The sequence below is a fragment of the Acinetobacter sp. A22 genome (assembly GCF_030913345.1).
Lineage (GTDB): Bacteria > Pseudomonadota > Gammaproteobacteria > Pseudomonadales > Moraxellaceae > Acinetobacter > Acinetobacter junii.
Genome location: NZ_CP133162.1, coordinates 2,109,288 through 2,135,941, shown reverse-complemented (window position 1 = coordinate 2,135,941; position 26,654 = coordinate 2,109,288). Strand labels below are relative to the sequence as shown.

Below are 26,654 nucleotides of genomic sequence, written 5' to 3'. Positions count from 1 at the left end.
AAAAAATGAAGAACCATAAAAGGTTCTTCATTTCTTCATTTTAAGAGGATTTAGGCAAGATCAAATCGATCTGCATTCATCACTTTTACCCAAGCTTTCACAAAGTCTTTAACGAACTTTTCTTTATTGTCATCTTGAGCGTAGACTTCAGAATAGGCACGTAAAATCGAGTTCGAACCGAAGACTAAGTCAACACGACTTGCAGTCCATTTAACTGTACCTGTGTCACGTTCAACGATGTTGTAACTATTTCGACCAGTTGGCTTCCAGTTGTATTTCATGTCTGTCAAATTCACAAAAAAGTCATTGCTCAGAACACCTACTCGATCGGTCAATACACCTTGAGGATTATCGCCATAATTTGCACCTAACACACGCATACCACCGATCAATACGGTCATTTCAGGTGCTGTTAAACCTAAAAGTTGAGCCTGATCTAACAACAACTCTTCAGGCGTTACATCATAGTGTTGTTTCTGCCAATTACGGAAACCATCATGCAATGGTTCTAATGGCTCAAAAGAGTAAACATCAGTTTGTTCAGCTGTTGCATCGCCACGACCTGCAGCGAATGGTACAGTGATGTTGACACCTGCTTTATGAGCGGCTTGTTCGACCGCAGCAGTACCACCAAGTACGATCAGATCTGCAAGGCTCACTTTTTTAGCCAAACTCGCTTGAATTGACTCTAAAACTGAAAGGACTCTTTGTAAACGTTCTGGTTCGTTAGCTACCCAATCTTTCTGCGGAGCTAAACGGATACGTGCACCATTTGCACCACCACGGAAGTCCGAACCACGATAGGTACGCGCGCTGTCCCATGCTGTTGTAATAAGATCTGAAGCAGAGAGCCCACTTGCAAGTAACTTCGCTTTAAGTTCTGCAATTTCACTATCTGTCAAAGTGTAGTCCACTGTTGGGATAGGATCTTGCCAAATCAAATCTTCTTGTGGAACATCAGGTCCTAAATAACGGCTTTTTGGCCCCATATCACGGTGGGTTAACTTAAACCATGCACGAGAGAATACTTCAGCCAAATAAGCTGGATCGCGATAGAAACGTTCAGAAATTTTACGATATTCTGGATCAATTTTGAGTGCCATATCGGCATCAGTCATGATCGGGTTTCGGCGAATATTCGGATTGTGGGCATCAACAGGTTTATCTTCTTCTTTAATATTAATCGGTTCCCATTGATGAGCACCTGCAGGGCTTTTACGCAGTTCCCAATCATAGGTAAATAATAAATAGAAGAATTCATTGTCCCATTTGGTTGGATGTGTTGTCCAAGCGCCTTCGATTCCACTGACCATGGTATTTGCACCATTACCCGTACCTTCAGAGTTGTGCCAACCTAAACCTTGGAACTCGACATCAGCGCCTTCAACATCAGCACCTAGATTTTCTGCTTTACCATTACCGTGTGCTTTACCAACAGTATGACCACCAGCTGTTAATGCGACTGTTTCTTCATCATCCATTCCCATACGATCAAATGTGGTGCGCATATCTTGAGCTGTTTTCAGTGGATCAGGTACACCATCAACACCTTCAGGATTTACGTAAATTAAACCCATTTGTACAGCTGCAAGTGGATTCTCTAATGAAGTACGATCTTGATCATTTTCATAACGATTTTTGGTTGCATCCAACCATTTTTTCTCGCTTCCCCAGTACACGTCTTTTTCAGGTGCCCAAATGTCGACGCGACCACCAGCAAAACCAAAAGTTTTCAACCCAGCAACTTCATAAGCTACTGTACCAGCTAGTACGATTAAATCGCCCCATGAGATTTTGTTGCCATATTTACGTTTAATTGGCCAAAGCAAACGGCGGCCTTTATCTGTGTTGACATTATCTGGCCAGCTATTAAGAGGAGCAAAACGTTGATTACCTGTGTTCGCTCCACCGCGACCATCCTGTTTACGATAGCTACCTGCAAGATGCCAAGCGGTACGAACCATCATGCCAACATAACTGCCCCAATCGGCTGGCCACCAGTCTTGACTGGTATTAATTAATTCTCGTAAATCTTGTTTAACGGCTTCTAGATCAAGTTCAGAAAATGCTTTTGCGTAATCGAAATCAGGATCCATGGGATCAGTTTTCTTATCATGTTGATGCAAAATGTCGAGGTTTAGTGCATTTGGCCACCATGCCATTGGTCCACCATGAACCTCGGTATTACCACCATGAATGACAGGACATTGTCCTGAAGTCGTTGTATTTGATTGTACTTTATTGTCTTGGCTCATGATCTTTCTCCAGCAAAGTGACCTGTGAGCGAAGTCACTTTTACTATTTACCGTTCAAAATGATGAATGCTTTAATGATCCTTTACACAAATTGGGTATCGATCTGGGTGATGCCTAAATTTGATTGCATATGAATCAATTCACACTCTTTGTACTTTTACTCTAGGTTTGTGAAACCTTTTTTTCCAATGGATTAAAGTTGATGTCTTAAATGCTTTATTCGATTGAAGCTGATTAAATCTTAAACTTGAAATGTCGAAGTGTAGAGATGATATTTGTATTTTTTTATAAAAATCATTTAAAAATATATATTTACAATTTCTGTTTTTTTGGAGGAGTCGATATAGTTTATCTAAAGTTCATAATTATAAATCGCTTTAAATCCGTCAAAGCATAACAATTTTCATGTAGTAGTTCTGTAAATTGTGCTCAGTGTATCCAGTTTCTTAGACTCTGTTGATGGTCTGTAAGCAAACGGGATTTGGCAAAATTTTATGTTATTTTCGGATAAATGAAATGATTGGGAATAGCAAATGAAGAAAGTTGCGTTTGGTGTTGGTTTAACAATAACTATTCTAACGGGATGTGTTTCATCTCCTCAAAGTCAGGAGCGGTAAGCAAGCAATTCAAATTTACTCTCAGTTGAGTTTGTTGGGAATAGTTCATATAAAGTCCCACAACAACAAGGTACAGTGCGTTTGTATGCTTTAGAAAAACGTATGGCTGATGCACCTGCCACTTTGATTCAAGAAAAAAAGGTTCAGGTTTCGCAGATTCCGTTTACGGTTGAATTTGCTATTCCTCAGACGCATCGTGAGCATATTCAACCCGCTGTGAAGGACAATGCAGAGCTCACTTATTATGTTACTTGGGAAGCTGACGCAGCTAATCCAGTGACTAAAGATACAATTATGATTGATTATGATCGACAGTTTCCATGCGTAAGCTTGGGTGCAGGTAAACAACAAGTACTTTTACGTGATCGCCAATAATAGTGAATCTTCTGAATAGGAACATAGGGATATGTTTTGAAGCGTTTAACTATTTTATTCTTTCAAAGAGAAAGGATGATCCAATCAGATCATCCTTTTTGTTTTTTGTGTATTGATTTAAGCATTCAACATACGATTTGATTTCACCATGTCAGCTAAACCATGTGTTCTGAAATAATGTTCTAACCAACTTTTTACAATCAGTGGGTTATTCATTTTCAGTACTTCATCCAAAAGTTGTTTGGCATCGCTCATTGGAACATGACAAATTGCTTTTCGAACACGCAAGATATTACTTGAACTCATTGAAAGCGTATTAAAGCCCATCGCCATCAATAAAATCGCAGATAAAGGATCACCTGCCATTTCGCCGCACACACTGACGGGTTTTTGATGGATGTGGCAGTCTTCAACTAAACGACTTAATGCACGCAAAACTGATGGATGAAAATGCGAATAAACGTTTGCAACATGAGGGTTGTTTCGATCGACTGCAAGTAAGTACTGGGTCAAATCGTTAGAACCGACAGAGAAGAAATCAACTAGCTCGGCAAACTCACTGATTTGAAAGAGGACACTAGGTACTTCGACCATAATTCCGATTTTTGGTCGAGTGATTTTAACTTGTTCTTCTTCTTGAACCGCAATCCAATCACGTTCCAATAAATAAAGAACTTCCTCAACTTCACTGACGCTTGTCACCATCGGCAATAAAATATGTAAGTTATTTAGACCAATACTCGCTTTTAACATCGCGCGAATCTGTGCAGAGAAAATCTCAGGATGGTCTAAGGTAAAACGCAAACCACGCCAACCTAAAGCAGAGTTTTCTTCTTCAATGCTGAAATAAGGCAAGTCTTTATCCGCACCAATATCGAGGGTACGCATAATCACTGGCTTATTTGCAAAGTGGCTTAGCTGTTGACGATAGATAGCACGTTGTTCTTCTTCACCTGGAAAGCGCTCACGAAGCATAAAAGGAATTTCACTACGGTATAGTCCGACACCTTTTGCACCACGTTGCACACCACGGACAACATCAATCATCAAACCTGTGTTGACGAATAGAGGAATTGATACACCATCAGGGGTAATTGCATCCTTGGTTTCATATTGCTTTAAGTCTTTCGCAATTTGTTCTTCTTCTTTTTGGACTTCTTTATATCGTTGGCGCAATCGACGTGGCGGATTAACGAAGACTCGACCTTGATAAGCATCGACGATCATTTCAATGTCATCAAGTGTGGTGATTGGTAATTCAGTGACGCCAACAACTGTTGGAATACCAAGCGCACGAGCCACGATCACCATATGTGAATTGGCAGCACCTTCAGAAGTAACGATTGCCGCAATATTATCAACAGGTAATTCAACCAGAGCAGCCGTACTGATTTCTTCACCAATCAGGATGCTGTCAGGGCTTAGCTCTCGATGACTCGAATCGGCTTCTTGCAAACATGCCAAAATTCGACGACCTAGGTCTTTTAAATCTGAAACACGTTCACGCAGATAGTCATCTTCCATTTGCGCAAACAACGCAATATGTTTATCAATAACTTTACGGACAGCACCTTGTGCCCAACTTCCAGCTCGAATGTGGTCTTTAATTTCACTTGGTAATGCATTTTCATCCAACATTCTCAAGAACACACTAAATAAAGCACGTTCTTCAGACATGAGTGAGTCTTGCATTTTTTCATCTAAGGATTGAATTTCCTTACGTACAGAGGCAATCGCTTGATCAAGAAGTTCGAGCTCCTCACTAATATCTTCTGCTTCTCGATCTGGAATTACCGTAAGATCAGCAGGAGGGTAGAGCACAATTGCACGTCCTAGCGCGACACCGCCTGCACCTGAAACACCTTGGAACGTTTTGTATGTTGAGCCACTAGTAGGCTTACGGAAAACATCAATATTACCAACGGCATGTGCATGTGCAATTACGCCAGAAAGCTGAGCACAAAGCGTCACGAGGAATGATTCAGCTGCTTCACTAAAGTCTTGAGGTTCTTTATTTTGAACAACTAAAACGCCCATAACCTTACGGCGATACATGACTGGTACGCCAAGGAATGAGTTAAATAGCTCTTCACCTGTTTCAGGTAAATAAGCAAATCGGTCATGCTTAGGAGCATTGTCAAGGTTAACGATTTCTTCGCGTTGTCCAACTAAGCCGACCAGACCCTCACCAATATTTAATGAGACATGTCCAACTGCTTCAGGTTTAAGACCTTTTGAAGCCATCAACACATAGCGTTTATTACGTTCATCCAATAGGTAAATCGAGCAAACATCTACATGCATCGCCTCAGCCACATGGTTGACCATAATGTCCAAGGAGTCATGCAAACTGACGGACGCATTGATTTCTTGCACAATGCGTCTAAGCGTGTCGAGTTGCATGTTTGACATGGATGTTTACTCCAATTTATAAATCGTTATGAACCTAGTTATAACAGCTCTCTAGTCAAAAATCATTGCTTAAAGTGATGATTTATTGATGTTTAGCGTTGAGGTAGTTGCAAACACAACTCCATCATGGCTTTACGGTAAACATCACGTTTGAAATTCACCACTTGACCTAATGGATACCAATAACTCACCCATTGCCATTCATCAAATTCGGGTGGGTCGGATAGGTTTAACTGAATATGATGCGGCGACGCCGTTAACTTCAGTAAAAACCACTTTTGTTTTTGTCCAATACATACGGGATCTGAATCTGACCGAATGTACCGATGTGGCAAACGATAACGCAGCCAACCTTTAGTTTGCGCTATAATCTGGACGTGTTCGGGCAATAAGCCGACTTCTTCTCTCAGTTCACGATAAAGTGCCTGTTCAGGGGTTTCTCCAAACTGGATACCTCCTTGTGGAAATTGCCAAGCATTGTGACCAATGCGCTTTGCCCATAAGACTTGTCCGTCATCGTTTGCCAAAATGATCCCGACGTTGGGTCGGAAACCTTCTGAGTCGATCATTTGGCTACCTAAATTTTGTCTATATCGTTGACTTTGATCTCGGGGACAGTCACTCTTCACGTCCAACTCGAAAAAGGTCAAAGTAAAATGTTTAAAATTGCTATGATCTTAACGAATTTCTATCGACTAGCGGAGATAGATTTACATTTTTTTTCTTAATTTTCAGTTTAAACGAGAAATTCTATGCAATTGGCTTTGTTTGATTTAGATCATACCCTGTTAAATACTGACTCTGACCATTCTTGGGGTGAATTTTTGGTCAATGAAGGTTTGGTAGATCCAGTTCATCATCGTCAAATGAATGACAAATTCTATGAAGATTATAAAGCTGGGCAACTTGATCCGATTGCCTACAATGAATTTGTATTCCAATTTTTAACTCAGCATGACAATACTTATTTAACTGAGTTACATCAGTTGTTTATGCAGAAAGTTATTCGTCCTAAAATGCGCCCTAAAGGTTTTGATGCAATCAAAAAACATCAAGATTTAGGACATGCGATTGTCGGGATAACTGCGACAAGTGATTTTATTACTGCACCGATTTTTCGTGAATTTGGTATTACTGAAATTATTGCGACAAATGCTGAAGTTGTAGACGGGAAATATACCGGTAAAGTGACTGGAATTCCTTGTTATCAAAAAGGCAAGCTTGCACGTTTGGATCAGTGGTTGGCTGGGCGAACAGTAGCTGAGTCATGGGCATATTCTGATTCGATTAATGATCGGTTCTTACTTGAGTATGCAACTCATGCAATTGCGGTAAATCCTGATGACCGCTTAGAAAAATTGGCAAAAGAACAGGATTGGGACATTCAAGACTGGTCGATTTAAGTTTCTGAATTTAGTTGTTTAAAAATAGACGTTGTAATGACGTCTATTTTTTTATTTTTGATAAAGATGATATTGAATAAAAACATTGAATTAAGCTGGTATCAAGATTATAAGAATATAAAATTTTATTTAAAAAATGATGAGGGGATAATGCCAAAAACACCACAAATTAAGTTACCAAAACAACTTTGGAATGATGAAACGATTGATTTGACACGTCATAGTTATCAGGGGAAATTACTCAATAAAAGCGAAGGCTTTAAATTAGGTAAAGCTCAACGGAAAAAAATTCCACGCGAACAACTATCACAATTATCTGAACGCCCAAAGGGAACAACAGCACTCACGATTTATGATTGGAGCAATCAAGGACGTTTAGAATTGCTTAAACCAATTCGTGCAAAACGTATGAGCGTTTCACCATTTACCTTTTATCGTGGTATGCCTTCCTTAATGCTATTTGATCAAGCTTGGGAGCAGTCGAACTCTGGTTTATTTCAACAGATTTGTGGCGATTGTCATTTGAGTAATTTTGGTGGCTTTGCTAGTCCAGAACGTAACTTATTATTTGGTATTAATGATTTTGATGAGACTTTGGTTGCGCCATTTGAATGGGATTTAAAACGTTTAGCCACTAGCTTTGTGATTGCTGCACGTGATATTGATCTAGCAGATAATGTAGGATTAAAAGCAATTAAAACAATGCTGAACAGCTACCGTCAGCATCTACTGGAAAATACGGAACTTTCACCATTACAAGTGTGGTACGAAAAAGTTGATGCCAGTACCTTGTTAGAAAATACTGAATGTCGAAAGCTAAGAAAGAAGCGTGCGAAGCATCTTGATTCTGCACAAAAAAGAAATGCATATTCTGTTTTGCCTAAGCTCACGCAAAAAGATGAAGATACAGGATTCCGCCATTTCGTGGATGATGCGCCATTATTATGGCATCCAAATTCAGATGAACCATTTAGCAAAGATGTAGATATCTTCTTCAAACAATATCGTGAATCTTTGAAATATGATCGCCAAGTGCTCTTTGATCGTTATCAACGCACTGATGTAGCGTTGAAGGTAGTCGGAGTCGGAAGTGTTGGGACACGATCAGCTATCGCATTATTCCAGGATGCGGATCGTGAACCATTAATTTTACAAATGAAAGAAGCCAATCCTTCTATTCTTAGTCCGTTATTTTTGGACAAAGTGATACATGAGGGTGAGCGTGTAGTGCATGGTCAGCAACTCATGCAAGCCGCTAGTGATATTTTCCTAGGTTTCTCTTCAACACTTGATCAACATTTCCATGTGCGCCAATTGCGCGATATGAAAATTTCAGTTGATCTGAGTGATATGGATGATGAATATTTTTATGAATATGCTGAAAGTTGTGGTTTGGCTTTAGCTCATGCTCACGCTAAGGCTGGAAATGCTGATGTATTGATGGGATATCTTGGTGAGGGTGGTACGATTGTAGAGGTATTGCAATCGTATGCAGAAGCTTATGCAGAACGTAATCTAAATGACTATCAGCAATTTATGAATGAAGTTGCTGATGGTAAGATTCAGCTCGCTGGAGATGATGCGCTGTAACAATAAGTATGCTGCTACAGATGATATGAAATAATTCGAAAGGTTAGAGAAAAATGTTTAATAAAATTATGTCTGGTTTGGGTCTTCAAGGCGTGACTGTAGAAACACGTTTACAGAATCCAAACTTGCAAGCAGGTGAGACACTGCATGGGGAAATTAGTTTCAAAGGGGGATCTTCTGATAAAGAAATTAATGGTCTTTATTTACAATTGATGACGATAGCAGAAGTAGAATCTGGTGATCATGAGTTTAATCAACCTTTGGTTTTACAAGAATGGTTAGTGAATTCGAGATTCTTATTACCTGCACATCAGGCTCATTCTTTCCCATTTAGTATCCAATTGCCTTTTGAAACACCAATTACAGAAGTTGCATGTCGTAGAAATGGTGCGCGAGTTTGGATTCAGACTCATATGGATGTTGATTGGGGCTTAGATGCCACTGATCGTGATTATCTAAAAGTATTGCCAACAGCAGCAATGCAAAGCTTTTTACAAGCGATGCAACAGTGTGGTTTTGTTTTATCTACAGTTGATGTCGAAAAAGGACAGCTTACAGCTCGAAACTTTAGATCGACAATTGGCTGCTATCAGGAGTTAGAGTTTGTATCCTCACATATGTTTAGTGGCTTTAATGAGGTAGAAGTTTCATTCGTCGCAGAAGCACAGCAAACCCATATCATGTTAGAAATTGATCGTACATTCCGTTCAGATCAATTATTGACGATGACTATTTCAAATCAAAACCTTGATGTGAATCAAATCACACAGCAAATTCGCCGTTTATTACAGATTGCATAATCAAGTTAAAAGCCTCCCATTTGGGAGGTTTTTTGTCATATAACTGTCATCTTTTCTTCTTAAGATAAAACTATGAAAATAAAAATAAATCAGGAAGAATATACTTCTCCTAAGCTTGATGCGTTACTGAAACTAGATCGACAACAACAACACTTAAAAATACTATGGATTATATTGCCCATCTTGATTGTTCTACTGATGTTTGGTTGGCAACAACATCTGTTTACAGCTTGGGTGATTTTGCCGAGTATATGGATGCTGCTGGTCTTTAACCATTTACTGATCATTCGAAGCAGAAGACAAAAACTACAAAAGATTCAAGAGATAAAACTTGACCCTGTTTTTATGCGATCGTTACAACAACTCTATCCGCATATTAGTTTAAAGCAACGTCGTCTGATAGAGGCAGGATTTAAAGATTATCTAGCCCTGCATGCAATTCAACAGCAAGCATATGCAATGCCTTCAAACGCAGTCGATGCCTTATGGCTTGAGATGTTGGAATATCCTGATCAATACAGAAAATTATGCATTCAGACTATTGGCCGAGAGTTGAATCATCATCCTTATGGTGATGAGACTCAACCAGAGCAACAAGCGAAGCAATTATTTGAAGCATGGAAATATAGTTGTATGTTGCATGGATATGATCCTAGAAACACGACGCAAATGCCTCGATTATTTGCAATTGACCAAGCTTTGAATTGGGAGCAGGGACAACACTTTGATTTGGATAAAATGACTAAAGATTATGCAAAATACTTGCAAGAACAGTCGTCCTCATCATCGAGTTGTGGAAGTAGTTGTAGCAGTTGTGGTGGGGATTAAATTTAATCGTTTTTCATCAGTTGAATCAGCTCTTCAGCAGCTCTAGATTGAATCCGCGCTGGATGCCAAACCATACCGAGTTGACGATTCATTTTTAAATTTAAATCGAGTTGTTTTAAATCTTCGTTTAGAAAAGTTTTAGGCAAAACCGACCAACCCAAACCTATTGAAACAAGCATCCTGATAGATTCTAAAGGATTGTTACTCATGGTTATTTTAGGTTTTAGACCATTTTTTTCAAACTCTGACAACGTAATTTGACTCGTATAAGTTTGTGCAGCAGGCAAAAGACTAGGATAGGCGATTAAATCTTCAAGATTAAGTTGAGTTTGTTTTGCCAAAGGATGAAAAGGTGCACTCACAAATACTAAGGGGTCATTCCAAATAGTCACGTAGCTGAGTCGATCATCACCTGCTGGGGGTAACGTTAAAAAGGCAAGTTCTAACTCTCCTGCAAGGACTTGTTCATGTGCTTGTTCAGAGTCGACAAAATGCACATCCAAAGTGACTTGAGGAAAAAGTTGAACAAATTTCTTAAGTGGTTCGGCGAGATGATGTAGACCAATATGATGGCTAGTGCCAATTTTAAGGCGACCTTGCACCTGAGTCTGTTCATGGCTAAGTGTGTGGTGAATCTCACCTAATTCATTTAACCATGTCTTTACTTTTGGAAGTAATGAATGTGCAGCATGTGTTGGTTGAATACCTCGACCTGCTGACTCAAATAATTTTACGCCAAAATAATCTTCTAAACTATGAATACGTTTAGTGACAGCAGGTTGAGTGATAAATAATAATTCTGCAGCGATTGAAATAGAACCTGTTTCCATCACTTTCACAAATGCTTCAAAAGCAGCAAGATTCATATTGGCTTTCCATAAGGCGTTTAAATTCGTTGTGTCTGCAACGGATAGGTTCTAGAAACGACTCCATACTTTTTCATGGAAGAAAAATGCAAAGGCTTGCACTGTTGGCTCAAGCAAACTGAGCGTTGCTGCCATGATCAAATTGCCTGTCACTAGATATGCCACCATCATAGCAACAGTGATGTGCATGATGTAGTAACTCAAGGTTTTTTTTAAAGTTCGTTGGTTATTTATCACGAATTTTTGAATATTTGCCATCTGAGTCACCATTTTAAATCTTAATTATTTAAATAATAATCATTATCACTTGTATTGTAAAAAAGAAATTTCAATTGATGATGATTGGATTTATAAATGAATCAACGATAAGTCTTCATCTGAGTGCTAGTTTCTAGTTTTTTATATAATTCAAGCTTATATATCATTTGAAATCCTGAATCATTTGAAAGAGTTTTTTATTCCTAAAAGTTTGTTAATTTATAAAAATGATAAATTAGATTTATGTGAAACGGTTGTTATAATCAAGCTAAGATTACAAATACCCAGTCCTATGGCAAGCACTACGGAGAGCGAAGACATGGCAGGCAAAACATTATATGACAAATTATGGGATGATCATTTAGTCACTGAGCGTGATGATGGATCGTGTTTAATTTACATTGATCGTCATTTATTACATGAAGTGACTAGTCCACAAGCATTTGAAGGTTTACAGCTTGCAGGACGTCAACCATGGCGTTTAAGTGCCAATGTCGCAACACCTGACCACAATGTACCGACCTCTAAAAAAGAGCGTGAACAAGGCATTGCAGGGATTGAAGATGATACTTCTCGTATCCAAGTTCAAACCTTAGATGATAACTGTAAGACCTTTAATATCGTTGAATTTGGTATTAATGATATCCGTCAAGGTATCGCACATGTTGTTGGTCCAGAACAAGGTTTAACATTACCTGGTATGACTGTTGTGTGTGGTGATTCTCACACGGCTACGCATGGTGCATTCGGTTGTTTAGCACATGGTATCGGAACATCTGAAGTTGAGCATGTTTTAGCGACTCAATGCTTGGTACAGAAAAAATCGAAGAATATGCTTGTTCGTGTCGATGGTGTATTAGGTAAAGGTGTCACTCCAAAAGACGTGGTTTTAGCGATTATTGGTAAAATCGGTACAGCGGGTGGCACAGGTTACGCAATCGAATTTGGCGGTCAAGTATTCCGTGATATGTCGATTGAAGGTCGTATGACTGTTTGTAATATGGCGATCGAGGCTGGCGCACGCGTGGGTATGGTTGCTGTAGATGATAAAACCATTGAATATGTAAAAGGTCGTAACTACGCACCTCAAGCAGAGCAATGGGATCAAGCAGTTGCCTACTGGAATACTTTGCATTCTGATACAGATGCTGTGTTCGATGCTGTTGTTGAGTTAAACGGTGCAGAAATTGAACCACAAGTGTCTTGGGGAACTTCACCAGAAATGGTGATTCCTGTATCACAAGCAGTACCGACTTTAGAGCAAGCTAAAGATGACGTGCAACGTAATGATTGGACACGTGCATATCAATATATGGGCTTAAATGCAGGTCAAGCATTGGCAGATATCCAATTAGATCGAGTGTTTATTGGTTCTTGTACAAACTCACGTATCGAAGATATTCGTGCGGCTGCTGAAGTTGTCAAAGGTCGTAAAGTTGCTGCTAGCATTAAACAGGCGATGATTGTTCCTGGATCTGGCTTAGTCAAACAACAAGCAGAACAAGAAGGTTTAGATCAGATTTTCTTGGAAGCAGGTTTTGAATGGCGTGAACCAGGTTGCTCAATGTGCTTAGCGATGAATGCTGATAAATTGCAACCAGGTGAGCATTGTGCATCGACTTCAAATCGTAATTTTGAAGGTCGTCAAGGTAATGGTGGACGTACTCATTTGGTTAGTCCAGCAATGGCAGCAGCGGCAGCAATTGCAGGTCATTTTGTTGATGTTCGTTCATTCTAAAGGAGCTAAATCATGGAAAAATACACTGTAGAACAAGGTATTGTTGCACCTTTAGATCGTGCGAATGTCGATACGGATTTGATTATTCCAAAACAGTTTTTGAAGTCAATTAAGCGCACAGGTTTTGGCGATAACTTATTTGATGAGTTGCGTTATTTGGACGAAGGTTATTTGGGGCAGGACATTAGTAAACGTCCTAAGAATCCAGATTTTGTTTTAAATAAACCGCGCTATCAAGGTTCAACAATTCTATTGGCTCGTACTAATTTCGGTTGTGGTTCTAGCCGTGAACACGCGCCTTGGGCATTAAATGAATATGGTTTCCGTACTGTAATTGCGCCAAGTTTTGCAGATATTTTCTTCAATAATTGTTTCAAAAATGGCATGTTGCCCGTGATCTTGTCTGAAGAGATTGTTGATCAGTTATTTAAAGAGTGCGCTGAAACAGAAGCTTATCAACTTACAATTGATTTAGCTGCACAAGAAGTACGTACTCCGAATGGAGAGGCGTTTAAGTTTGAAATTGATCCATTCCGTAAGCACTGCTTATTAAATGGTTTGGATGATATTGGTTTAACATTACAAGCTGCCGATGATATTCGTCGTTACGAAGAAAAGGCAAAACAACAACGCCCATGGGTGTTTCAAGAGATCCAAGCCTAACTATTTATATTATTTAAATGTAAATATGAAGCGATGTCTTGGAGACATTTTGAACATAACCATAGCGCGGTGATTGAACTCTTGTTAACATGCTAGCGAATACGATTTGCTTGCATGTTTGCATGAAATGAGGACTGGGCTTGAATAATGAAAAGAAAACTCGCTCGCAGTAGTTTGCTGTGTTTATTTATCGGTACGACTTTAACTGCGTGTCAGAATGCACCAAATGTAGTTGATCAAGTTCGTATTGCGCAAAATGCACTAGAAGACAAAGCGGAAAATGCAACTTTATATTGTTCAGGTGTCGATAACTGTGAGTTTGAACGACTAGGTGATACTGTCGTGATGGATCCCAAATCACGTCGTATTAGCTCACAAGCAATGGAAAAAGGAATCGTTCGGTTACATGGTCCAGTATTTAGTCGCAAGCAACAAGTTTATCTCAGCGTGCCTGCTAAACAATATGAAGTAGTGATTCGTTATTATCCTATTTCACCTGACCGTGCTGAAACTTTTCATGTGATTCATGCGTTTAAGTCTAACCAGCGCTATACCTTCAAAATGTACCGAGATAGAGCACATCAGTCAGGTAGCTTGTTAAAAGTCTCTGTGCCTGAACCTTTATGTGTGGATTTACTACAAGAGCAACGAACAATCCGCCGTTTCTGTCGTCCATTTGATGTCAGTACGGGATTGGGTGAGTTTGTAGAAAAGAAAATTTAATCGAAGTGCAGTGTCGTAACTGCTTACATGAAACTGGAAATATAGATGTCTAAGCATATTTTAATTCTAGCGGGTGATGGAATTGGTCCTGAAATCGTTGGTGCAGCTGAAAAAGTATTAACTAAGGTCAATGATAAATTTAACTTAGGTTTAACATGGGAACATGGATTGCTCGGTGGTTCTGCAATTGATGCACATGGTGAACCATATCCAGCTGTAACAAGTGAACAGGCTAAAAAAGCAGATGCTATTTTGTTGGGTGCTGTAGGCGGTCCTAAGTGGGATAGCATTGAGCGTTCGATTCGTCCTGAACGTGGTTTGTTAAAAATCCGTAGTGAACTCAATTTATTTGCTAACTTGCGTCCAGCGATTTTGTATCCACAATTGGCAGATGCATCTAGCTTGAAACCAGAAATCGTTGCAGGTTTAGATATTCTGATTGTACGTGAATTAACGGGTGGTATTTATTTTGGTCAGCCTCGTGGTATCCGTGAGTTAGAAAACGGTGAGAAACAAGGTTATAACACCGATATTTATTCAGAAAGCGAAATTAAGCGTATTGCTAAAGTTGCATTCGAATTAGCTGGATTACGTGGTGGTAAAGTTTGTTCAGTAGATAAAGCTAATGTGCTTGAAGTCACTGAATTGTGGAAGCAAACCGTCACTGATTTACAGCAAGCGCAGTATTCAAATATTCAACTGTCTCATATGTATGTTGATAATGCTGCAATGCAATTGGTACGTGCTCCTAAACAGTTTGATGTTATTGTGACTGGTAATTTATTTGGTGATATCTTGTCTGACGAAGCCGCTATGCTTACTGGTTCGATCGGGATGTTGCCATCAGCATCTTTAGATGAAAATGGTAAGGGGATGTACGAACCATGTCATGGTTCAGCACCTGATATCGCAGGTCAAAATGTTGCGAATCCGCTTGCAACAGTGCTCTCAGTTGCAATGATGTTGCGTTACACATTCCGTGAAGAAGCTGCTGCGAAAGCAATAGAAGATGCTGTAGGTCAAGTTTTAGATCAAGGCCTACGTACAGCAGATATTATGTCTGAAGGGATGACAAAAGTTGGAACAGATGCGATGGGTGAGGCTGTAGTTTCGGCGCTCAACTAATTCGGTATCGAACTCAATAGAAAACGTAGCTTGCGCTACGTTTTTTATTGCAAATTTTTGCTAGCACGCCTTACCTTCATAACGTATTGAACGAGCAATTTGTTGCTGATCTAATTCAAAAATAATATGACAGTAAAAATTAACATCATAAGATTGCTGACTAGTTGTTATTGATCCTAATCGAGTACCAGTCATGGTTGGTCCTATTCCACCTATGCTTTGTGTCATAGGCACAGGAATATTGATTGGACGTAGCACCGTAAATATTAAATATTCATCGGTTTTTTTAGGTGCTTTCAATGTTTGAAAACCTAACTCTCTAAGATTCAAGTTTTGTTGAATGTTGCTTGCTGGTTGACCGATATAGGGTTGTAAATAATCTTGAAGCTGTACCGATCTCCAATTTGGTGTGGTACATGCTTGTAATAAAATAAATACTGCTAATATCCATACCTTGTAATACTGCATAAGTCATCCTTTATTGAGCAAGTATTTAAATGAATGATCATCTATCTATTTAAAACCATTAAACAAAAATATACAAACTCGTCTATCGGTCGGCAATGTTCAATTCTTGCGAAATATGCTTAGATATTTGGATAATAAATTGTTTGGAAAGAACTCATGCATAAGATCATCTTAGGTTTAATTTTGGGGGTGGCATCAACATTCGCGATGGCAAATAATTGTGATAAAGCTCGGAATACCTATGATGATATTTACTGTACCAATAAAATTTATGCGAGTGCTGATGCAGATTTGAATAAGAACTACCAGCAATTACGTCAGAAATTAGATGAAACACAACAAAAAATTTTGAAAAAGTCACAACTTGCTTGGATTCGCTATAGAGATGCTGAATGTACTGATGATCAGCAAGTTTCTGTAGATGTACAATGTCGCTTATCAACGACACAAGAGCGCAATCATTGGCTATTAGAGCGTTTACGTGAATGTGAGACAGTAGGCTGTAAAACTACACGTTTGAGTGAATAGCGCAATTTATAGATATAAAAAAAGCCACAAATCATGTGGCTTTTTTGCATTCACTAATCTTAGCGTGCACGGTACGTGATACGACCCTTAGTTAAGTCATAAGGTGTCATTTCAACTTTAACACTGTCACCTGTTAAAATACGGATATAGTGTTTACGCATTTTACCAGAAATGTGAGCAATAACTTCGTGACCGTTTTCTAAACGTACACGGAACATCGTATTAGGAAGCGTTTCGGTGACAACGCCTTCGAACTCAATGAGTTCCTCTTTATTGGCCATGGCCTACCTGATGATCAAATTGGAAAGGCGCAAATTATAGTCAATTTATTTAAAATTTACAAGACGCTGGCTTAGCAAAGGCTGCAACGTTTATTTTGAGAAAACTGTCTAACAATCTGTATTTTTTTTTAACAAAAGAAGCATAATAGTGTTGTCAGTTTGGTCAATCAACGTTAATCTAAAATCATCGCTTATTGTCATAATAAAGTATCTACAGGGAAGGGCACTGCGTGGGTCAGTTAACAGATGCATCGGTTGTATTGCGCTTTGGTTATCAGGCAATTCGTAAAGCAGGATTACCAACTGAAGAGATTTTAACAAAAGCAGGTGTTGCTCTAAATCAAGTTGATACCAATGCCAGAACCCCTTTAAGTGCTCAAAATGCATTTTGGATCGCAGCACAGGAAGTGAGTAATGATCCAGATATTGGTCTGCATTTAGGTGAGCATCTTCCATTATATCGTGGTCAAGTCATTGAACACTTATTTATCAGTAGTGAAACGTTTGGTGAAGGGCTTAAGCGTGCCTTAGCCTATCAACGTCTGATAAGTGATGCGTTTGATGCGAAGTTAGTCATAGAAGATGGTCGTTGCTATTTAAGCAATGGTGAACAATATTGGCCTGATAATTTAGTCAATCGTCATTTTTCTGAATGTGCGATGTCAGGTATTTTGCGCTTCTTCAAGTTCATTACCGAAGGACAATTTCATCCGATCTTCATTGATTTCAATTTCAATGAAGGCGCTGATGATGATGAGTATTTCAGAGTGTATGGCTGCCCTGTCAGTTTAGGTCAGAAAGAAACACGTCTTTATTTTGATATGGCTGTGCTTGATTATCCACTATGGCAGGCCGAACCAGAATTATTACAACTACACGAGCAACTTGCGATTGAGAAGTTACAAGAATTAGCTCGCTATGATCTGGTGGGTGAAGTACGTCGTGCAATTGGCTCAACATTAGAAAGCGGTGAGACAACTTTAGAAACCGTTGCAGCCCAGCTCAACATTACACCGCGTCGTTTAAGAACTCAGCTTAGCGAGGCGAATACCAGTTTTCAGCAAATCCTCTCCGATTATCGTTGTCGTTTGGCGAAAAAACTTTTGGCAAATACCAATGAAAGTGTTGAAAGAATTGTTTATTTAACGGGCTTTTCAGAACCAAGTACATTCTATCGTGCATTCAAACGCTGGACGAATGAAACCCCTGTTGAGTATCGTAAAAGAAAACAGCGTTAATCTTTTACATCAGGAAAAACCCTCAAGAAGAGGGCTTTTTTTTATTCGGGTAGATTTAACCAGTGAGGTCCGAGAGGCAGCTGAGGTAAATCAAACTGATCTGGGTAATAAGATTGGATAAAATATAGACCATCTGCGGGAGCAGTAATCCCTGCTGCGCGACGATCTTCGGCAGCAAACATCGAGTCTATATGGTCAATCTCATACATTCCTTGCCCGATCTCAAGTAAGCACCCCATGATATTTCGAACCATGTGGTGTAAGAAACCATCGGCTTGAATATCTAAAACTAAATAGCGACCATGTTCAAATAAACGACAATGCTTTACATGTCGTACAGGTTGATTGGATTGGCATGCGGCAGCTCTGAATGACTCAAAATTGTGAGTGCCTTCAAATTTCGCAGCAGCTTTAATCATTTTTTGCACATCTAATTCTTGGTGTAGATGGGTGACTTGCTTGTGGAGTAAAGCAGGACGAGTGGGGGCGTTGTATACTACATAACGATAACGACGAGCCATTGCTTTAAAACGTGCATGAAAATTTTCATCCATGCATTTGATCCACTGAATAGAAATGTCTTTTGGGAGTTGGCTATTTGCTCCCATAAGCCATCCACGTTCGGGACGAATGGCCGTGGTATCGAAATGTGCGACCATATTGGTTGCATGAACGCCAGCATCAGTCCGGCCAGCAGCATGAAGAATGACAGGGTGGTCAGCGATTTTACTGAGTACCTTTTCGATGGTTTCTTGCACACTTACAACGCCTGCTTGTTGAGTTTGCCAACCACGGTATTGAGTACCACAAAATTCAATACCGATCGCGTAACGTTGCATGCTTAAACCTCAATCTTAGTGTGTATTCCAATGTTCAAACCATTGAACATGAGTCGGGTATTTTAAATACATTTGCAATGCTTTTGCATATAAATCCGCATGACTATGACAATCATTGATTAATACTTTGGCATTTTCTATCCAAGAACTCACAGCGTATCGTTGATCAAGTTTACCAAACACCACTTGTGAGCTAATAATGACAACACAACCTCGTTCATATAATGCTTCGAATAAATTCAATAATTCGGAATTGGTTGCAATATTTCCTGTTCCAAACCCTTGTAATATCAAGAAGTGTGGCGGGTTTTTAATTAAATTTTCGAGTTGAGCAGCAAGTTGTTCTTTTGCGATTGGCTGCAACATTAAATTCAGTACGGTTAATGATGAGGCACGTTCTATATGTTCAGCTTGAACGATAAAATTTTCGATAGAAGTTTGGCATGATTGATGTGCATCAACGCCTGCAAAAGCATCTAATTCAGTCGTATGTACTTTCAGAACAGTTTGCGCATGGAAAATATGTTGATGAAATGCTAAATATGTACCGACAGGAAGGCTAAGTACCTGCTCAAGTGCTAAATTTAGATTCCCGAGAGCATCAGTAAATTCTCGAGTGTCATTCCCTTCAATATTAAGTAGAGGATATTGACTACCCGTAATCATAATATGAGATGACTGTCCCAAGAAACGTGCAAGTGTCGCTGCAGCATAACTGAGTGTGTCAGTGCCATGAATGATGACAAAATGTTGATAGTTTTTGAGTTGAAGGTCTTGAATTTGCTGAATAAGCTTCACCCAATCTACAGCCGTACAAGCACTACTGTCTTTTATACTAGGTGCTGCAAAACAATCAACATCAAGATGGGGTGGAATGACTTTTTCAAGTAAGGGAATAAACTCATTTTCAGGCATTGGCATTAACGGATTACCGACACAGCCAAACGTACCACCCATGTAGATCAAAGCAATTTTTTTCATCATAAAAAAAGCAGTCCGAGAGACTGCTTATATTAGACTGATCAAATTTAGGAAGCTATTTTATTCAGTAACTTTTCTACGTATTGTTGTTGATCTTGATTAAAAAGTGATTGATTGGTCTGCAATATAACTCGCGCAGATTCATAAGCACCTAATTCAATATATTGTTCTGCTAGATCAAGATTAAGTTGAGCTTCGTCCATAGTTTGCAAATCTGGAAAAGATTGCATTAAAGGATCGTTAGTTGAAAGAGCAGGTGCTGTTTGAGAGACTGGTGTGATGAGTTCAGGTTGAGTTTCTTCAGCCGTTGTCGGTTCGTTAATCTCAAATGTAAATGCCGTTTTGTCAAAGACTGGCTGTTCTTCAAGCTTAACTTCAGGTTGATTGAAGTCTAAATCTAAATGAATTGGTGCTTCAGTTTTTGTTTCAGGTTCAGGTGTTTTTAGTTCAAGATCAGCAAAACTAAAATCTAGACCAGATTTGGTTTCTTCAACTTTGACTTCCTGTTCAGTGACAGTAGGTGAGGTTGTAGGTTCGAGGTTGAAAGAAAATTCAAGAGGGGCTTGATCTTTTGATTCTGTTAATTCAGGTTCAGGCGAGGATTTGGTTTCAATTTCTATTGCAGGTTCAGCAGTTTCTTTTTGTTCAAAAGAAAAACTAAAATCTAAAGGTTTAACTTCAGGAGTAGGTTCAGCTTCTATTTTTGGCTCTTCGACTGGAGACGGTGTAACTTCCGTTTGCAGTTGATCAAATGATTGAGCTGGGCTAGGTGAAGCAACCAATGCATCAAAATCTGCTGAATTATCTTGTACAGGAGTTTCGGTAATAGTTGATGTTTGACCAAAATGAACTTTGCTAGAATGAAATTCTAAAGCATCTGAAGGTTTATTGGTTTCGTATTCTTTTTTCTTGTCCAGTGCAGTTTGGATCAGTGAATTTAGTTCTAAATCTTGTAAATGTTTAATCAACTGATTAATTGCAAAATCATCTTTTTGAGTGATGTGAAGATCTAACAATAAGATATACAAGTCATGCTGAGAATCATCTGTTTTAAGTGCCTGATTGATTTGAGCTTCAGCAGCTTGAAAGTTATTAGCAAGAATAAGTTGCTCAATCTTTTCTTTCAGTTGTGTTGGTACAAGTGTACTGGCTTGAACTTTATTTGTCTGTTGTTGTGTTTCGACTTCAGCAATAGGTGTTGATTTGGTCGCAACTTTTTTTGATGCTGCTTTCTTTTGAGGTTTGGCTGCACCTCCTTTTTTAGGAGTTGCTGTATTTTCATTGTCAGCACGTTTTTTTAAAACGATCGCAACGACTAATACAATAACTAACAATACAATGATGATAGTTGACATGATCTTCACCCCTTAAAGATTAGAGCAGCTTTTAGTGTAAATTTATGAGAATCTTCTCGTAACCTAGCGTGTTGGCTTTTTAGTTTCCTGTTGAGCTTTTAGTTGCTCTTGTAATTCAGCCAGTCGAGCATTTAATAGCTGGATACGCTGTTCCTTTTGACGCAATGCCAACTCTAACTGAGTCACGTTTCGTTGTAATGTAACGGTTTTTTCCCTTGCTGTCATAACTTTTAATGATAAATCAGCACTGGTTTTTTGTTGTAATGTGTCCTTCTTCGCACTTCCTGTGCTGGAATCTTGATTACTCTCGGCAACTAGAGACATTTCAGCTTGTTGTAAACGGTATTTGGTACGTCCATTAGGTACAGTTGTGGTTTGTGCTGCAAGCTGATTAGCATTTTGTGCTGGACGACTTGGAATATTGCTTAGATTAAAGTTTAAACGTGAACCTTGGCGTATTCTATTTTGATTACCCCCAATAAATGCATGTTCGTTTTGTTTTTTAATTTGAGACATGACTTGTGTTACTGGCTGTTGAGTCTGACTTGCGATTTGCTGTGCAATACTCCACAGAGACTCATTGCGTTGAACTACGTGTTGTTGGTTTTTTTCAGAATTTAGTTTTTTCTGCTCAGGTGCTTTGACTTTTGCCTGCTGAGTTTTGTTAGGTTGTTGAGTTGGTGTTGTTTCCACCTTTTTCATGTCCTGACGAGCAATCGTTTTTTCACTATTGAGATCCGTCTGTGGTGTTTGCGAAGACTCAACGACTTTCGAAGGTGCAGGAGTTTGAGCAACTTGTTCAGCATTGACGTTATTATTTGCTGAGGCTGTTTGTTGTAACGTATTTGGCTGCGCACTTGGTTGTGGTGCAATTGAAATAGCTTCAGCATTTACTGAAGAATCATCATTATTTAAAACAGGAGGAAGTTTATATGGTGCATTCAGCAAAGTTTCTTGTTTTAAACTTTGCTCTTTTGACTCAGATGTATTGGCATTAAATCGAGTACTCACTGGTAAGTTTAATGCGATATCTTTTTCACTCACAATAAACTTAGGCGTAAGCGGTTTTTCGGCAATTGATTTAGCTAAAACAGGATCAACAGATCTACGAATAGGCTGTCGGATATGTTTTAAATGTGATGCGCTACCTTCCTGAATTTTTAAAATAATATTTAATTCAGCTTCAGTCATTGGGCGTGTGGAAGTAATAACAATCGTTCCTTCGCCTTGGCTATTGCGTCTTGTAAAAAAATTTAAACCAGATGGTGGTTGGTGTGCTGCGCCAATCATCATTAAATCTTCAGGCGTAGCTAAACTCACTTCTAGTTTTGAGTTCGTGTCTGCTTGATGAAAACTCATCTCAGCGTAAAGTAATTCCCCAGGCGCAGATTGAACTTGCAACGGATCGAGTGTAATTGCGTAAAGATGTTGCGAAGAAAATATGGCTAAAATGGCAATTTTTAATTTGTTATAAACAGTCATCTCGATCCATGAAAAAGTGATGTTATAGTCGTGTAAAAGTATACATTAACGTGATGTAAATGAATTGTAAATTCTTCAAAAGTGAAAACATAAAAAAGCCGATCAAGTGTGATCGGCTTTTGATTTTTAGGTGTTTTTGCTTAAGCGTTCTTGTATTCAACTAAAATACGAAGCATACGGCGTAAAGGTTCAGCAGCACCCCAAAGTAGCTGATCGCCTACTGTAAATGCACCTAAATATTCTTTACCCATATTTAGCTTGCGTAAACGACCTACAGGAACAGTTAAAGTACCTGTTACTGCAACAGGCGTCAGGTCAGTCATTGAAGCTTCACGAGTATTTGGAACGACTTTAGCCCATTGGCTAGAGTTGCGAATCATGTCTTCAATTTCATCAAGCGCAACATCTTTTTTCAACTTTAAAGTGATTGCTTGTGAGTGACAACGCATTGCACCGATACGAACACAGTGACCATCAATTGGAACGATTTGTTGATTACCCAAGATTTTATTGGTTTCAACTTGGCCTTTCCATTCTTCTTTTGATTGACCACTTTCGAGTTGTTTGTCGATGTATGGAATCAATGAACCAGCGAGTGGCACGCCAAAGTTTGCTTTAGGGAAACCTTCACCACGTTGTAAGTCAGCAATTTGACGATCAATATCAAGAATCGCAGATTTTGGATCATCTAGTAATTCTTTAGTATTGTTGTACAAATAGCCCATACCCGTGATGAGTTCACGCATGTTTTGCGCACCAGCACCAGAAGCTGCTTGATAAGTCATCGAAGTTGCCCATTCCACTAAATTATTTTGGAACAGAGAGCCTAAACCCATCAACATAAGTGAAACTGTACAGTTGCCACCAACGAAAGTTTTTGTTCCGTTGACTAAACCATCTTTAATCACATTTAAGTTTACTGGATCAAGTACGATGATTGCATCATCCGCCATACGAAGGGTAGACGCAGCATCAATCCAATAACCATCCCAACCTTCTGCTTTAAGTTTTGGGAATACATCAGAGGTATAGTCACCACCTTGGCAGGTTAAAATGACATCCATTTGTTTCAGACTCTTAATGTCTGAAGCATCCATAAGTGCTGGGGCAGTCTTACCACCAAATGAAGGCGCTTCGCCACCTGCATTACTGGTAGAAAAATAGAATGGCTCAATATGAGCAAAATCATTCTCTTCAACCATACGTTGCATAAGGACAGAACCCACCATCCCACGCCAACCGACCAGACCTACTTTCATGTCATTGTGCCTCGGTATTTCAAAAAACTTTTAAGGGGTTTGAGTGTATCAAAAGCGACCACAACTGCAAGCTTTACGTAAATAAAACGATAATTTAATTGAGTGAAATAATTTGTTTGTATTAGATAGAAAATTGATAAAGCCATAACTTTATTGAGAATCTAAGACATCCCCACGAGAAAAATGAACATGATATGGATTCAGATTTGTGCAGTATTGGTTATATGGCTTTCGTTTTGGTCATTAATCCCCAGAGATGAGTGGTGGTTTAGAGGTGCGGACTTTCCGCGTTTACAGATTCTGGCACTCGGTCTCTTCGCCTTTTTTGCCATGTTATTTGCCATTCCCGAATGGACCTTGACTACCGAGTTGTTGTTTGTTGGATTGGTCGCAGCAATCGCTTATCAGTTGAAAATGGTTCTACCATATACCCCGATTTGGAAAAAACAAGTTCAAAAAGTTAAGCCTGAGCAAATCAATGAAAACCAGCAAATCTCATTGCTGGTTGCCAATGTATTGACGCCAAATGATAAATATCATTTATTACTTGAGCATATAGACACATTAAAACCTGATGTTGTGCTGACATTAGAGTCAGATTCAAGTTGGCAAAATGCGTTAGTTAACATTGAACAAGATTATCCTTATCGCGTGCCCGTACCTTTAGATAACTTATATGGTATGCATCTATATAGCCGCTTGCCATTGCACGATACAGAAGTGAAATTTATCTTAAGTGATGAAATTCCATCTATACACGCTTCGGTAACATTACGTTCAGGTATCCAAGTACAGTTATATTGTTTACACCCTAAACCACCAAGCCCAACTGAAGCTAAAGATTCAACTTTAAGAGATGCCGAGCTTTTAATTATTGGCGATCGAATAAAAGATTTGGATGAAAGTTGTATTGTCATGGGGGATCTTAATGATGTGGCATGGTCACGCACCACGCGATTATTTCAACGAATCAGTGGTTTGCTAGATCCACGGGTAGGTCGCTATTTCATGAATACTTTTCACGCAGATTATCGACTTTTACGTTGGTCTTTAGACCATATCTTTCATAGTACTGACTTTGGCTTAGTGGAAATGAAACGTTTATCTCATATAGGTTCTGATCATTTTCCAATTTATGTCGTTTTACAGACGGGTCGTATTTTTGAGCAACAGCAGGAAGAACTAGAACAAAGCGCTGAAGATGAACGAGAGGCTCAAGAAGCGATTCGGGATGGTATAGAAAAAGCAGAACAAGAGCACAAGCAAGTTGTTGATGAATTGGCTCAGCCTTATAAGTGATTCAATAGAATGAAATGGCAAATATCGTGATGTAAGCAATATCGTACATTGATTTAAGTCTACGGCGAATAGTCGAGTTTGATCAAAAGATTTATTCTAAATACATCAGCACATGGACGCAGGAATGGATTTCCGTTTAAGGATAGCGACGCTGAGATGGAAAATGCATTATGGATATGATGCCTGCTACGGAAGCAAGATAATAACAAAGATCTGAGAGCACAACCTCATTTGCCCGAGTTTTGCAGGATGCGAAACTCGGGTTTTAATTTTTTCTAATAGATTTTTTCGTAACCTTCTGCTCGAGTTTTGAATCTACGGTGAAACCACATCCATTGTGTCGGTGCAATACGTAGTTGAGCCTCAATAATTTTATTTACACGAATCGCATCATCTACTTCATCTTCACTTGGCATATTTTCGACGATTGGTTCGATGAGTACTTTATATTGTGGATTGTGGATATCACCATAACGGTAAAAATACAATGGAATTGCAACGGACTTAGAGATTTTTAATAAACGACGATGCGCAGTCACGGTTGCAGCAGGCACACCAAAAAAGGGAGCCATCACACCTTGTTTTAAACCAAAATCTTGATCGGGGCTGTACCAAATAGCACCGCCATCTTTTAAACGACGTACTAAGCCTCGCATATCATCATGATCAATTTGTTGTTGATAAATAGTCGCTCGACAACGATAAATCAACATGTCCAACATTGGATTATTCTGTGGTCGATAAACAACATCGGGTTCAAAGTATTGAGCACAAATATAACCACCCGCATCAAGCAAGGTACTGTGTGTGCCGAGTAACAATATGCCTTTACCTTCGGCTTTGGCATCAAGGATATGCTCTAAGCCTTCTATGGTATGTCGACCTTTAAACCAATGTGGGCAATACCACGCATTTAGAGTTTCAAACACACCTAACATCATGTCGACAAACACCTGTTTGGCTTGAGCTTCAACTTCGGCAGGCGACCATTCAGGAAAACAAACTTCTAAATTTTTTAGCGTGGTTTTACGACGCGATTTTAATAGATACCAACATAATGCTGCTAGTCCATGTGCTAAGCGCCATTGAATTGCCCAAGGCAGAATAGCCAAAAGCATAAGGAAAATAATGGCGATCCAAATTTTCCAGTATTTTGGAAGTAAAAATTCCCATCGAAATTCGCCAGGAATATAAGACTGTTGTTGGCTCATATACTTAGATGCGTAAATAAGTTGAATTTTTGCGAAGTGTAACACGAAGTTGCTTTTCTA

General features: G+C 39.1%; 24 protein-coding genes and 1 pseudogene. 12 read left to right on the top strand and 13 right to left on the bottom strand.

The window, feature by feature from the left end; all coding sequences use genetic code 11:
• Positions 1 to 50: 50 nt before the first annotated feature.
• Entirely contained in the window at positions 51 to 2,255 is a 2,205-nt protein-coding gene (gene katG, locus Q9Q86_RS10440; RefSeq protein WP_004957656.1) for a catalase/peroxidase HPI, read from the bottom strand.
• 533 nt (positions 2,256 to 2,788) lie between these two features.
• On the opposite strand from katG, the pseudogene Q9Q86_RS10435 reads away from it, so the two are divergent.
• A pseudogene (locus tag Q9Q86_RS10435) lies at positions 2,789 to 3,247 on the top strand (hypothetical protein).
• A gap of 117 nt (positions 3,248 to 3,364) precedes the next feature.
• Here the strand turns inward: Q9Q86_RS10435 and ptsP are convergent.
• Positions 3,365 to 5,659, bottom strand: a complete 2,295-nt coding sequence (gene ptsP, locus Q9Q86_RS10430) for a phosphoenolpyruvate--protein phosphotransferase (protein WP_004957663.1) — start codon at positions 5,657 to 5,659, stop codon at positions 3,365 to 3,367.
• A 92-nt stretch (positions 5,660 to 5,751) separates the two neighbouring features.
• Complete coding sequence (locus Q9Q86_RS10425; protein ID WP_004876647.1) at positions 5,752 to 6,228, bottom strand: RNA pyrophosphohydrolase; 477 nt, start codon at positions 6,226 to 6,228, stop codon at positions 5,752 to 5,754.
• Between the two features lie 183 nt (positions 6,229 to 6,411).
• On the opposite strand from Q9Q86_RS10425, the gene Q9Q86_RS10420 reads away from it, so the two are divergent.
• The 4 genes from Q9Q86_RS10420 (at position 6,412) to Q9Q86_RS10405 (ending at position 10,280) form a co-directional block, all read left to right on the top strand.
• The gene (locus tag Q9Q86_RS10420; protein ID WP_004957667.1) at positions 6,412 to 7,062 is read left to right on the top strand and encodes an HAD family phosphatase; all 651 of its coding nucleotides are present in this window, start codon (positions 6,412 to 6,414) and stop codon (positions 7,060 to 7,062) included.
• A 150-nt stretch (positions 7,063 to 7,212) separates the two neighbouring features.
• Entirely contained in the window at positions 7,213 to 8,652 is a 1,440-nt protein-coding gene (locus tag Q9Q86_RS10415; protein ID WP_112986873.1) for a DUF2252 domain-containing protein, read from the top strand.
• A 53-nt stretch (positions 8,653 to 8,705) separates the two neighbouring features.
• Positions 8,706 to 9,452, top strand: a complete 747-nt coding sequence (locus tag Q9Q86_RS10410; protein ID WP_112986874.1) for a sporulation protein — start codon at positions 8,706 to 8,708, stop codon at positions 9,450 to 9,452.
• A 72-nt stretch (positions 9,453 to 9,524) separates the two neighbouring features.
• A complete protein-coding gene (locus Q9Q86_RS10405) occupies positions 9,525 to 10,280 on the top strand; it encodes a hypothetical protein (protein WP_112986875.1) in 756 nt (251 codons plus the stop codon).
• A gap of 2 nt (positions 10,281 to 10,282) precedes the next feature.
• Here the strand turns inward: Q9Q86_RS10405 and Q9Q86_RS10400 are convergent, their stop codons facing one another.
• Both Q9Q86_RS10400 and Q9Q86_RS10395 read right to left on the bottom strand, forming a co-directional pair.
• On the bottom strand, positions 10,283 to 11,146 hold the full coding sequence (locus tag Q9Q86_RS10400) for a LysR family transcriptional regulator (RefSeq protein WP_004916621.1): 864 nt from the start codon (positions 11,144 to 11,146) through the stop codon (positions 10,283 to 10,285).
• 51 nt (positions 11,147 to 11,197) lie between these two features.
• Complete coding sequence (locus Q9Q86_RS10395) at positions 11,198 to 11,404, bottom strand: DUF2061 domain-containing protein (protein ID WP_017397277.1); 207 nt, start codon at positions 11,402 to 11,404, stop codon at positions 11,198 to 11,200.
• 319 nt (positions 11,405 to 11,723) lie between these two features.
• Between Q9Q86_RS10395 and leuC the strand changes: the two genes are divergently transcribed.
• The 4 genes from leuC (at position 11,724) to leuB (ending at position 15,653) form a co-directional block, all read left to right on the top strand.
• On the top strand, positions 11,724 to 13,142 hold the full coding sequence (leuC, locus tag Q9Q86_RS10390) for a 3-isopropylmalate dehydratase large subunit (protein ID WP_112986876.1): 1,419 nt from the start codon (positions 11,724 to 11,726) through the stop codon (positions 13,140 to 13,142).
• Between the two features lie 12 nt (positions 13,143 to 13,154).
• Entirely contained in the window at positions 13,155 to 13,805 is a 651-nt protein-coding gene (gene leuD / locus Q9Q86_RS10385) for a 3-isopropylmalate dehydratase small subunit (RefSeq protein ID WP_004958794.1), read from the top strand.
• Between the two features lie 147 nt (positions 13,806 to 13,952).
• The gene (locus Q9Q86_RS10380) at positions 13,953 to 14,528 is read left to right on the top strand and encodes a hypothetical protein (RefSeq protein ID WP_112986877.1); all 576 of its coding nucleotides are present in this window, start codon (positions 13,953 to 13,955) and stop codon (positions 14,526 to 14,528) included.
• A gap of 45 nt (positions 14,529 to 14,573) precedes the next feature.
• Positions 14,574 to 15,653, top strand: a complete 1,080-nt coding sequence (gene leuB / locus Q9Q86_RS10375) for a 3-isopropylmalate dehydrogenase (protein WP_112986878.1) — start codon at positions 14,574 to 14,576, stop codon at positions 15,651 to 15,653.
• A gap of 60 nt (positions 15,654 to 15,713) precedes the next feature.
• Here the strand turns inward: leuB and Q9Q86_RS10370 are convergent, their stop codons facing one another.
• On the bottom strand, positions 15,714 to 16,121 hold the full coding sequence (locus Q9Q86_RS10370; RefSeq protein WP_112986879.1) for a hypothetical protein: 408 nt from the start codon (positions 16,119 to 16,121) through the stop codon (positions 15,714 to 15,716).
• Between the two features lie 156 nt (positions 16,122 to 16,277).
• On the opposite strand from Q9Q86_RS10370, the gene Q9Q86_RS10365 reads away from it, so the two are divergent.
• On the top strand, positions 16,278 to 16,649 hold the full coding sequence (locus Q9Q86_RS10365) for a lysozyme inhibitor LprI family protein (protein ID WP_112986880.1): 372 nt from the start codon (positions 16,278 to 16,280) through the stop codon (positions 16,647 to 16,649).
• Between the two features lie 59 nt (positions 16,650 to 16,708).
• Here the strand turns inward: Q9Q86_RS10365 and infA are convergent, their stop codons facing one another.
• Positions 16,709 to 16,930 carry a translation initiation factor IF-1 gene (gene infA, locus Q9Q86_RS10360; protein ID WP_001284370.1) on the bottom strand — a complete coding sequence of 74 codons (222 nt, stop codon included), beginning with the start codon at positions 16,928 to 16,930 and terminating at the stop codon, positions 16,709 to 16,711.
• Positions 16,931 to 17,160: 230 nt separating this feature from the next.
• Here infA and Q9Q86_RS10355 point away from each other — a divergent pair, with 230 nt between their 5' ends.
• On the top strand, positions 17,161 to 18,168 hold the full coding sequence (locus Q9Q86_RS10355) for an AraC family transcriptional regulator (RefSeq protein WP_112986881.1): 1,008 nt from the start codon (positions 17,161 to 17,163) through the stop codon (positions 18,166 to 18,168).
• 41 nt (positions 18,169 to 18,209) lie between these two features.
• On the opposite strand, the gene truA is transcribed toward Q9Q86_RS10355, so the two are convergent.
• From truA to asd, 5 genes are all read right to left on the bottom strand, one after another.
• Positions 18,210 to 19,007 carry a tRNA pseudouridine(38-40) synthase TruA gene (truA, locus tag Q9Q86_RS10350; RefSeq protein WP_112986882.1) on the bottom strand — a complete coding sequence of 266 codons (798 nt, stop codon included), beginning with the start codon at positions 19,005 to 19,007 and terminating at the stop codon, positions 18,210 to 18,212.
• A gap of 15 nt (positions 19,008 to 19,022) precedes the next feature.
• Positions 19,023 to 19,991: an asparaginase gene (locus tag Q9Q86_RS10345; RefSeq protein ID WP_171293836.1), complete on the bottom strand. Its 969-nt coding sequence runs from the start codon at positions 19,989 to 19,991 to the stop codon at positions 19,023 to 19,025.
• 44 nt (positions 19,992 to 20,035) lie between these two features.
• Positions 20,036 to 21,343, bottom strand: a complete 1,308-nt coding sequence (locus tag Q9Q86_RS10340) for a FimV domain-containing protein (protein WP_112986883.1) — start codon at positions 21,341 to 21,343, stop codon at positions 20,036 to 20,038.
• 63 nt (positions 21,344 to 21,406) lie between these two features.
• The gene (locus tag Q9Q86_RS10335; protein WP_087539903.1) at positions 21,407 to 22,825 is read right to left on the bottom strand and encodes a FimV domain-containing protein; all 1,419 of its coding nucleotides are present in this window, start codon (positions 22,823 to 22,825) and stop codon (positions 21,407 to 21,409) included.
• Between the two features lie 140 nt (positions 22,826 to 22,965).
• Positions 22,966 to 24,084 (bottom strand): aspartate-semialdehyde dehydrogenase, encoded by a 1,119-nt coding sequence (gene asd / locus Q9Q86_RS10330; protein ID WP_004916583.1) that lies wholly within the window; start codon positions 24,082 to 24,084, stop codon positions 22,966 to 22,968.
• A 189-nt stretch (positions 24,085 to 24,273) separates the two neighbouring features.
• On the opposite strand from asd, the gene Q9Q86_RS10325 reads away from it, so the two are divergent.
• Positions 24,274 to 25,383 (top strand): endonuclease/exonuclease/phosphatase family protein, encoded by a 1,110-nt coding sequence (locus tag Q9Q86_RS10325; protein WP_112986884.1) that lies wholly within the window; start codon positions 24,274 to 24,276, stop codon positions 25,381 to 25,383.
• A 275-nt stretch (positions 25,384 to 25,658) separates the two neighbouring features.
• On the opposite strand, the gene Q9Q86_RS10320 is transcribed toward Q9Q86_RS10325, so the two are convergent.
• Positions 25,659 to 26,594 carry a lauroyl acyltransferase gene (locus Q9Q86_RS10320; RefSeq protein ID WP_112986885.1) on the bottom strand — a complete coding sequence of 312 codons (936 nt, stop codon included), beginning with the start codon at positions 26,592 to 26,594 and terminating at the stop codon, positions 25,659 to 25,661.
• Positions 26,595 to 26,654: the final 60 nt, after the last annotated feature.

What these genes read in the sequence shown, in the direction of transcription:
- Q9Q86_RS10365 (WP_112986880.1), top strand. Translation starts at nt 16,278, where the DNA reads ATGCATAAGATCATCTTAGGTTTAATTTTGGGGGTGGCATCAACATTC.
- katG (WP_004957656.1), bottom strand. Translation starts at nt 2,255, where the DNA reads ATGAGCCAAGACAATAAAGTACAATCAAATACAACGACTTCAGGACAA.
- Q9Q86_RS10400 (WP_004916621.1), bottom strand. Translation starts at nt 11,146, where the DNA reads ATGAATCTTGCTGCTTTTGAAGCATTTGTGAAAGTGATGGAAACAGGT.
- Q9Q86_RS10380 (WP_112986877.1), top strand. Translation starts at nt 13,953, where the DNA reads ATGAAAAGAAAACTCGCTCGCAGTAGTTTGCTGTGTTTATTTATCGGT.
- Q9Q86_RS10325 (WP_112986884.1), top strand. Translation starts at nt 24,274, where the DNA reads ATGATATGGATTCAGATTTGTGCAGTATTGGTTATATGGCTTTCGTTT.
- leuD (WP_004958794.1), top strand. Translation starts at nt 13,155, where the DNA reads ATGGAAAAATACACTGTAGAACAAGGTATTGTTGCACCTTTAGATCGT.
- leuC (WP_112986876.1), top strand. Translation starts at nt 11,724, where the DNA reads ATGGCAGGCAAAACATTATATGACAAATTATGGGATGATCATTTAGTC.
- ptsP (WP_004957663.1), bottom strand. Translation starts at nt 5,659, where the DNA reads ATGTCAAACATGCAACTCGACACGCTTAGACGCATTGTGCAAGAAATC.
- Q9Q86_RS10405 (WP_112986875.1), top strand. Translation starts at nt 9,525, where the DNA reads ATGAAAATAAAAATAAATCAGGAAGAATATACTTCTCCTAAGCTTGAT.
- Q9Q86_RS10335 (WP_087539903.1), bottom strand. Translation starts at nt 22,825, where the DNA reads ATGACTGTTTATAACAAATTAAAAATTGCCATTTTAGCCATATTTTCT.
- Q9Q86_RS10345 (WP_171293836.1), bottom strand. Translation starts at nt 19,991, where the DNA reads ATGATGAAAAAAATTGCTTTGATCTACATGGGTGGTACGTTTGGCTGT.
- Q9Q86_RS10340 (WP_112986883.1), bottom strand. Translation starts at nt 21,343, where the DNA reads ATGTCAACTATCATCATTGTATTGTTAGTTATTGTATTAGTCGTTGCG.
- Q9Q86_RS10370 (WP_112986879.1), bottom strand. Translation starts at nt 16,121, where the DNA reads ATGCAGTATTACAAGGTATGGATATTAGCAGTATTTATTTTATTACAA.
- Q9Q86_RS10415 (WP_112986873.1), top strand. Translation starts at nt 7,213, where the DNA reads ATGCCAAAAACACCACAAATTAAGTTACCAAAACAACTTTGGAATGAT.
- Q9Q86_RS10425 (WP_004876647.1), bottom strand. Translation starts at nt 6,228, where the DNA reads ATGATCGACTCAGAAGGTTTCCGACCCAACGTCGGGATCATTTTGGCA.
- leuB (WP_112986878.1), top strand. Translation starts at nt 14,574, where the DNA reads ATGTCTAAGCATATTTTAATTCTAGCGGGTGATGGAATTGGTCCTGAA.
- truA (WP_112986882.1), bottom strand. Translation starts at nt 19,007, where the DNA reads ATGCAACGTTACGCGATCGGTATTGAATTTTGTGGTACTCAATACCGT.
- Q9Q86_RS10320 (WP_112986885.1), bottom strand. Translation starts at nt 26,594, where the DNA reads ATGAGCCAACAACAGTCTTATATTCCTGGCGAATTTCGATGGGAATTT.
- Q9Q86_RS10395 (WP_017397277.1), bottom strand. Translation starts at nt 11,404, where the DNA reads ATGGCAAATATTCAAAAATTCGTGATAAATAACCAACGAACTTTAAAA.
- asd (WP_004916583.1), bottom strand. Translation starts at nt 24,084, where the DNA reads ATGAAAGTAGGTCTGGTCGGTTGGCGTGGGATGGTGGGTTCTGTCCTT.
- Q9Q86_RS10420 (WP_004957667.1), top strand. Translation starts at nt 6,412, where the DNA reads ATGCAATTGGCTTTGTTTGATTTAGATCATACCCTGTTAAATACTGAC.
- infA (WP_001284370.1), bottom strand. Translation starts at nt 16,930, where the DNA reads ATGGCCAATAAAGAGGAACTCATTGAGTTCGAAGGCGTTGTCACCGAA.
- Q9Q86_RS10410 (WP_112986874.1), top strand. Translation starts at nt 8,706, where the DNA reads ATGTTTAATAAAATTATGTCTGGTTTGGGTCTTCAAGGCGTGACTGTA.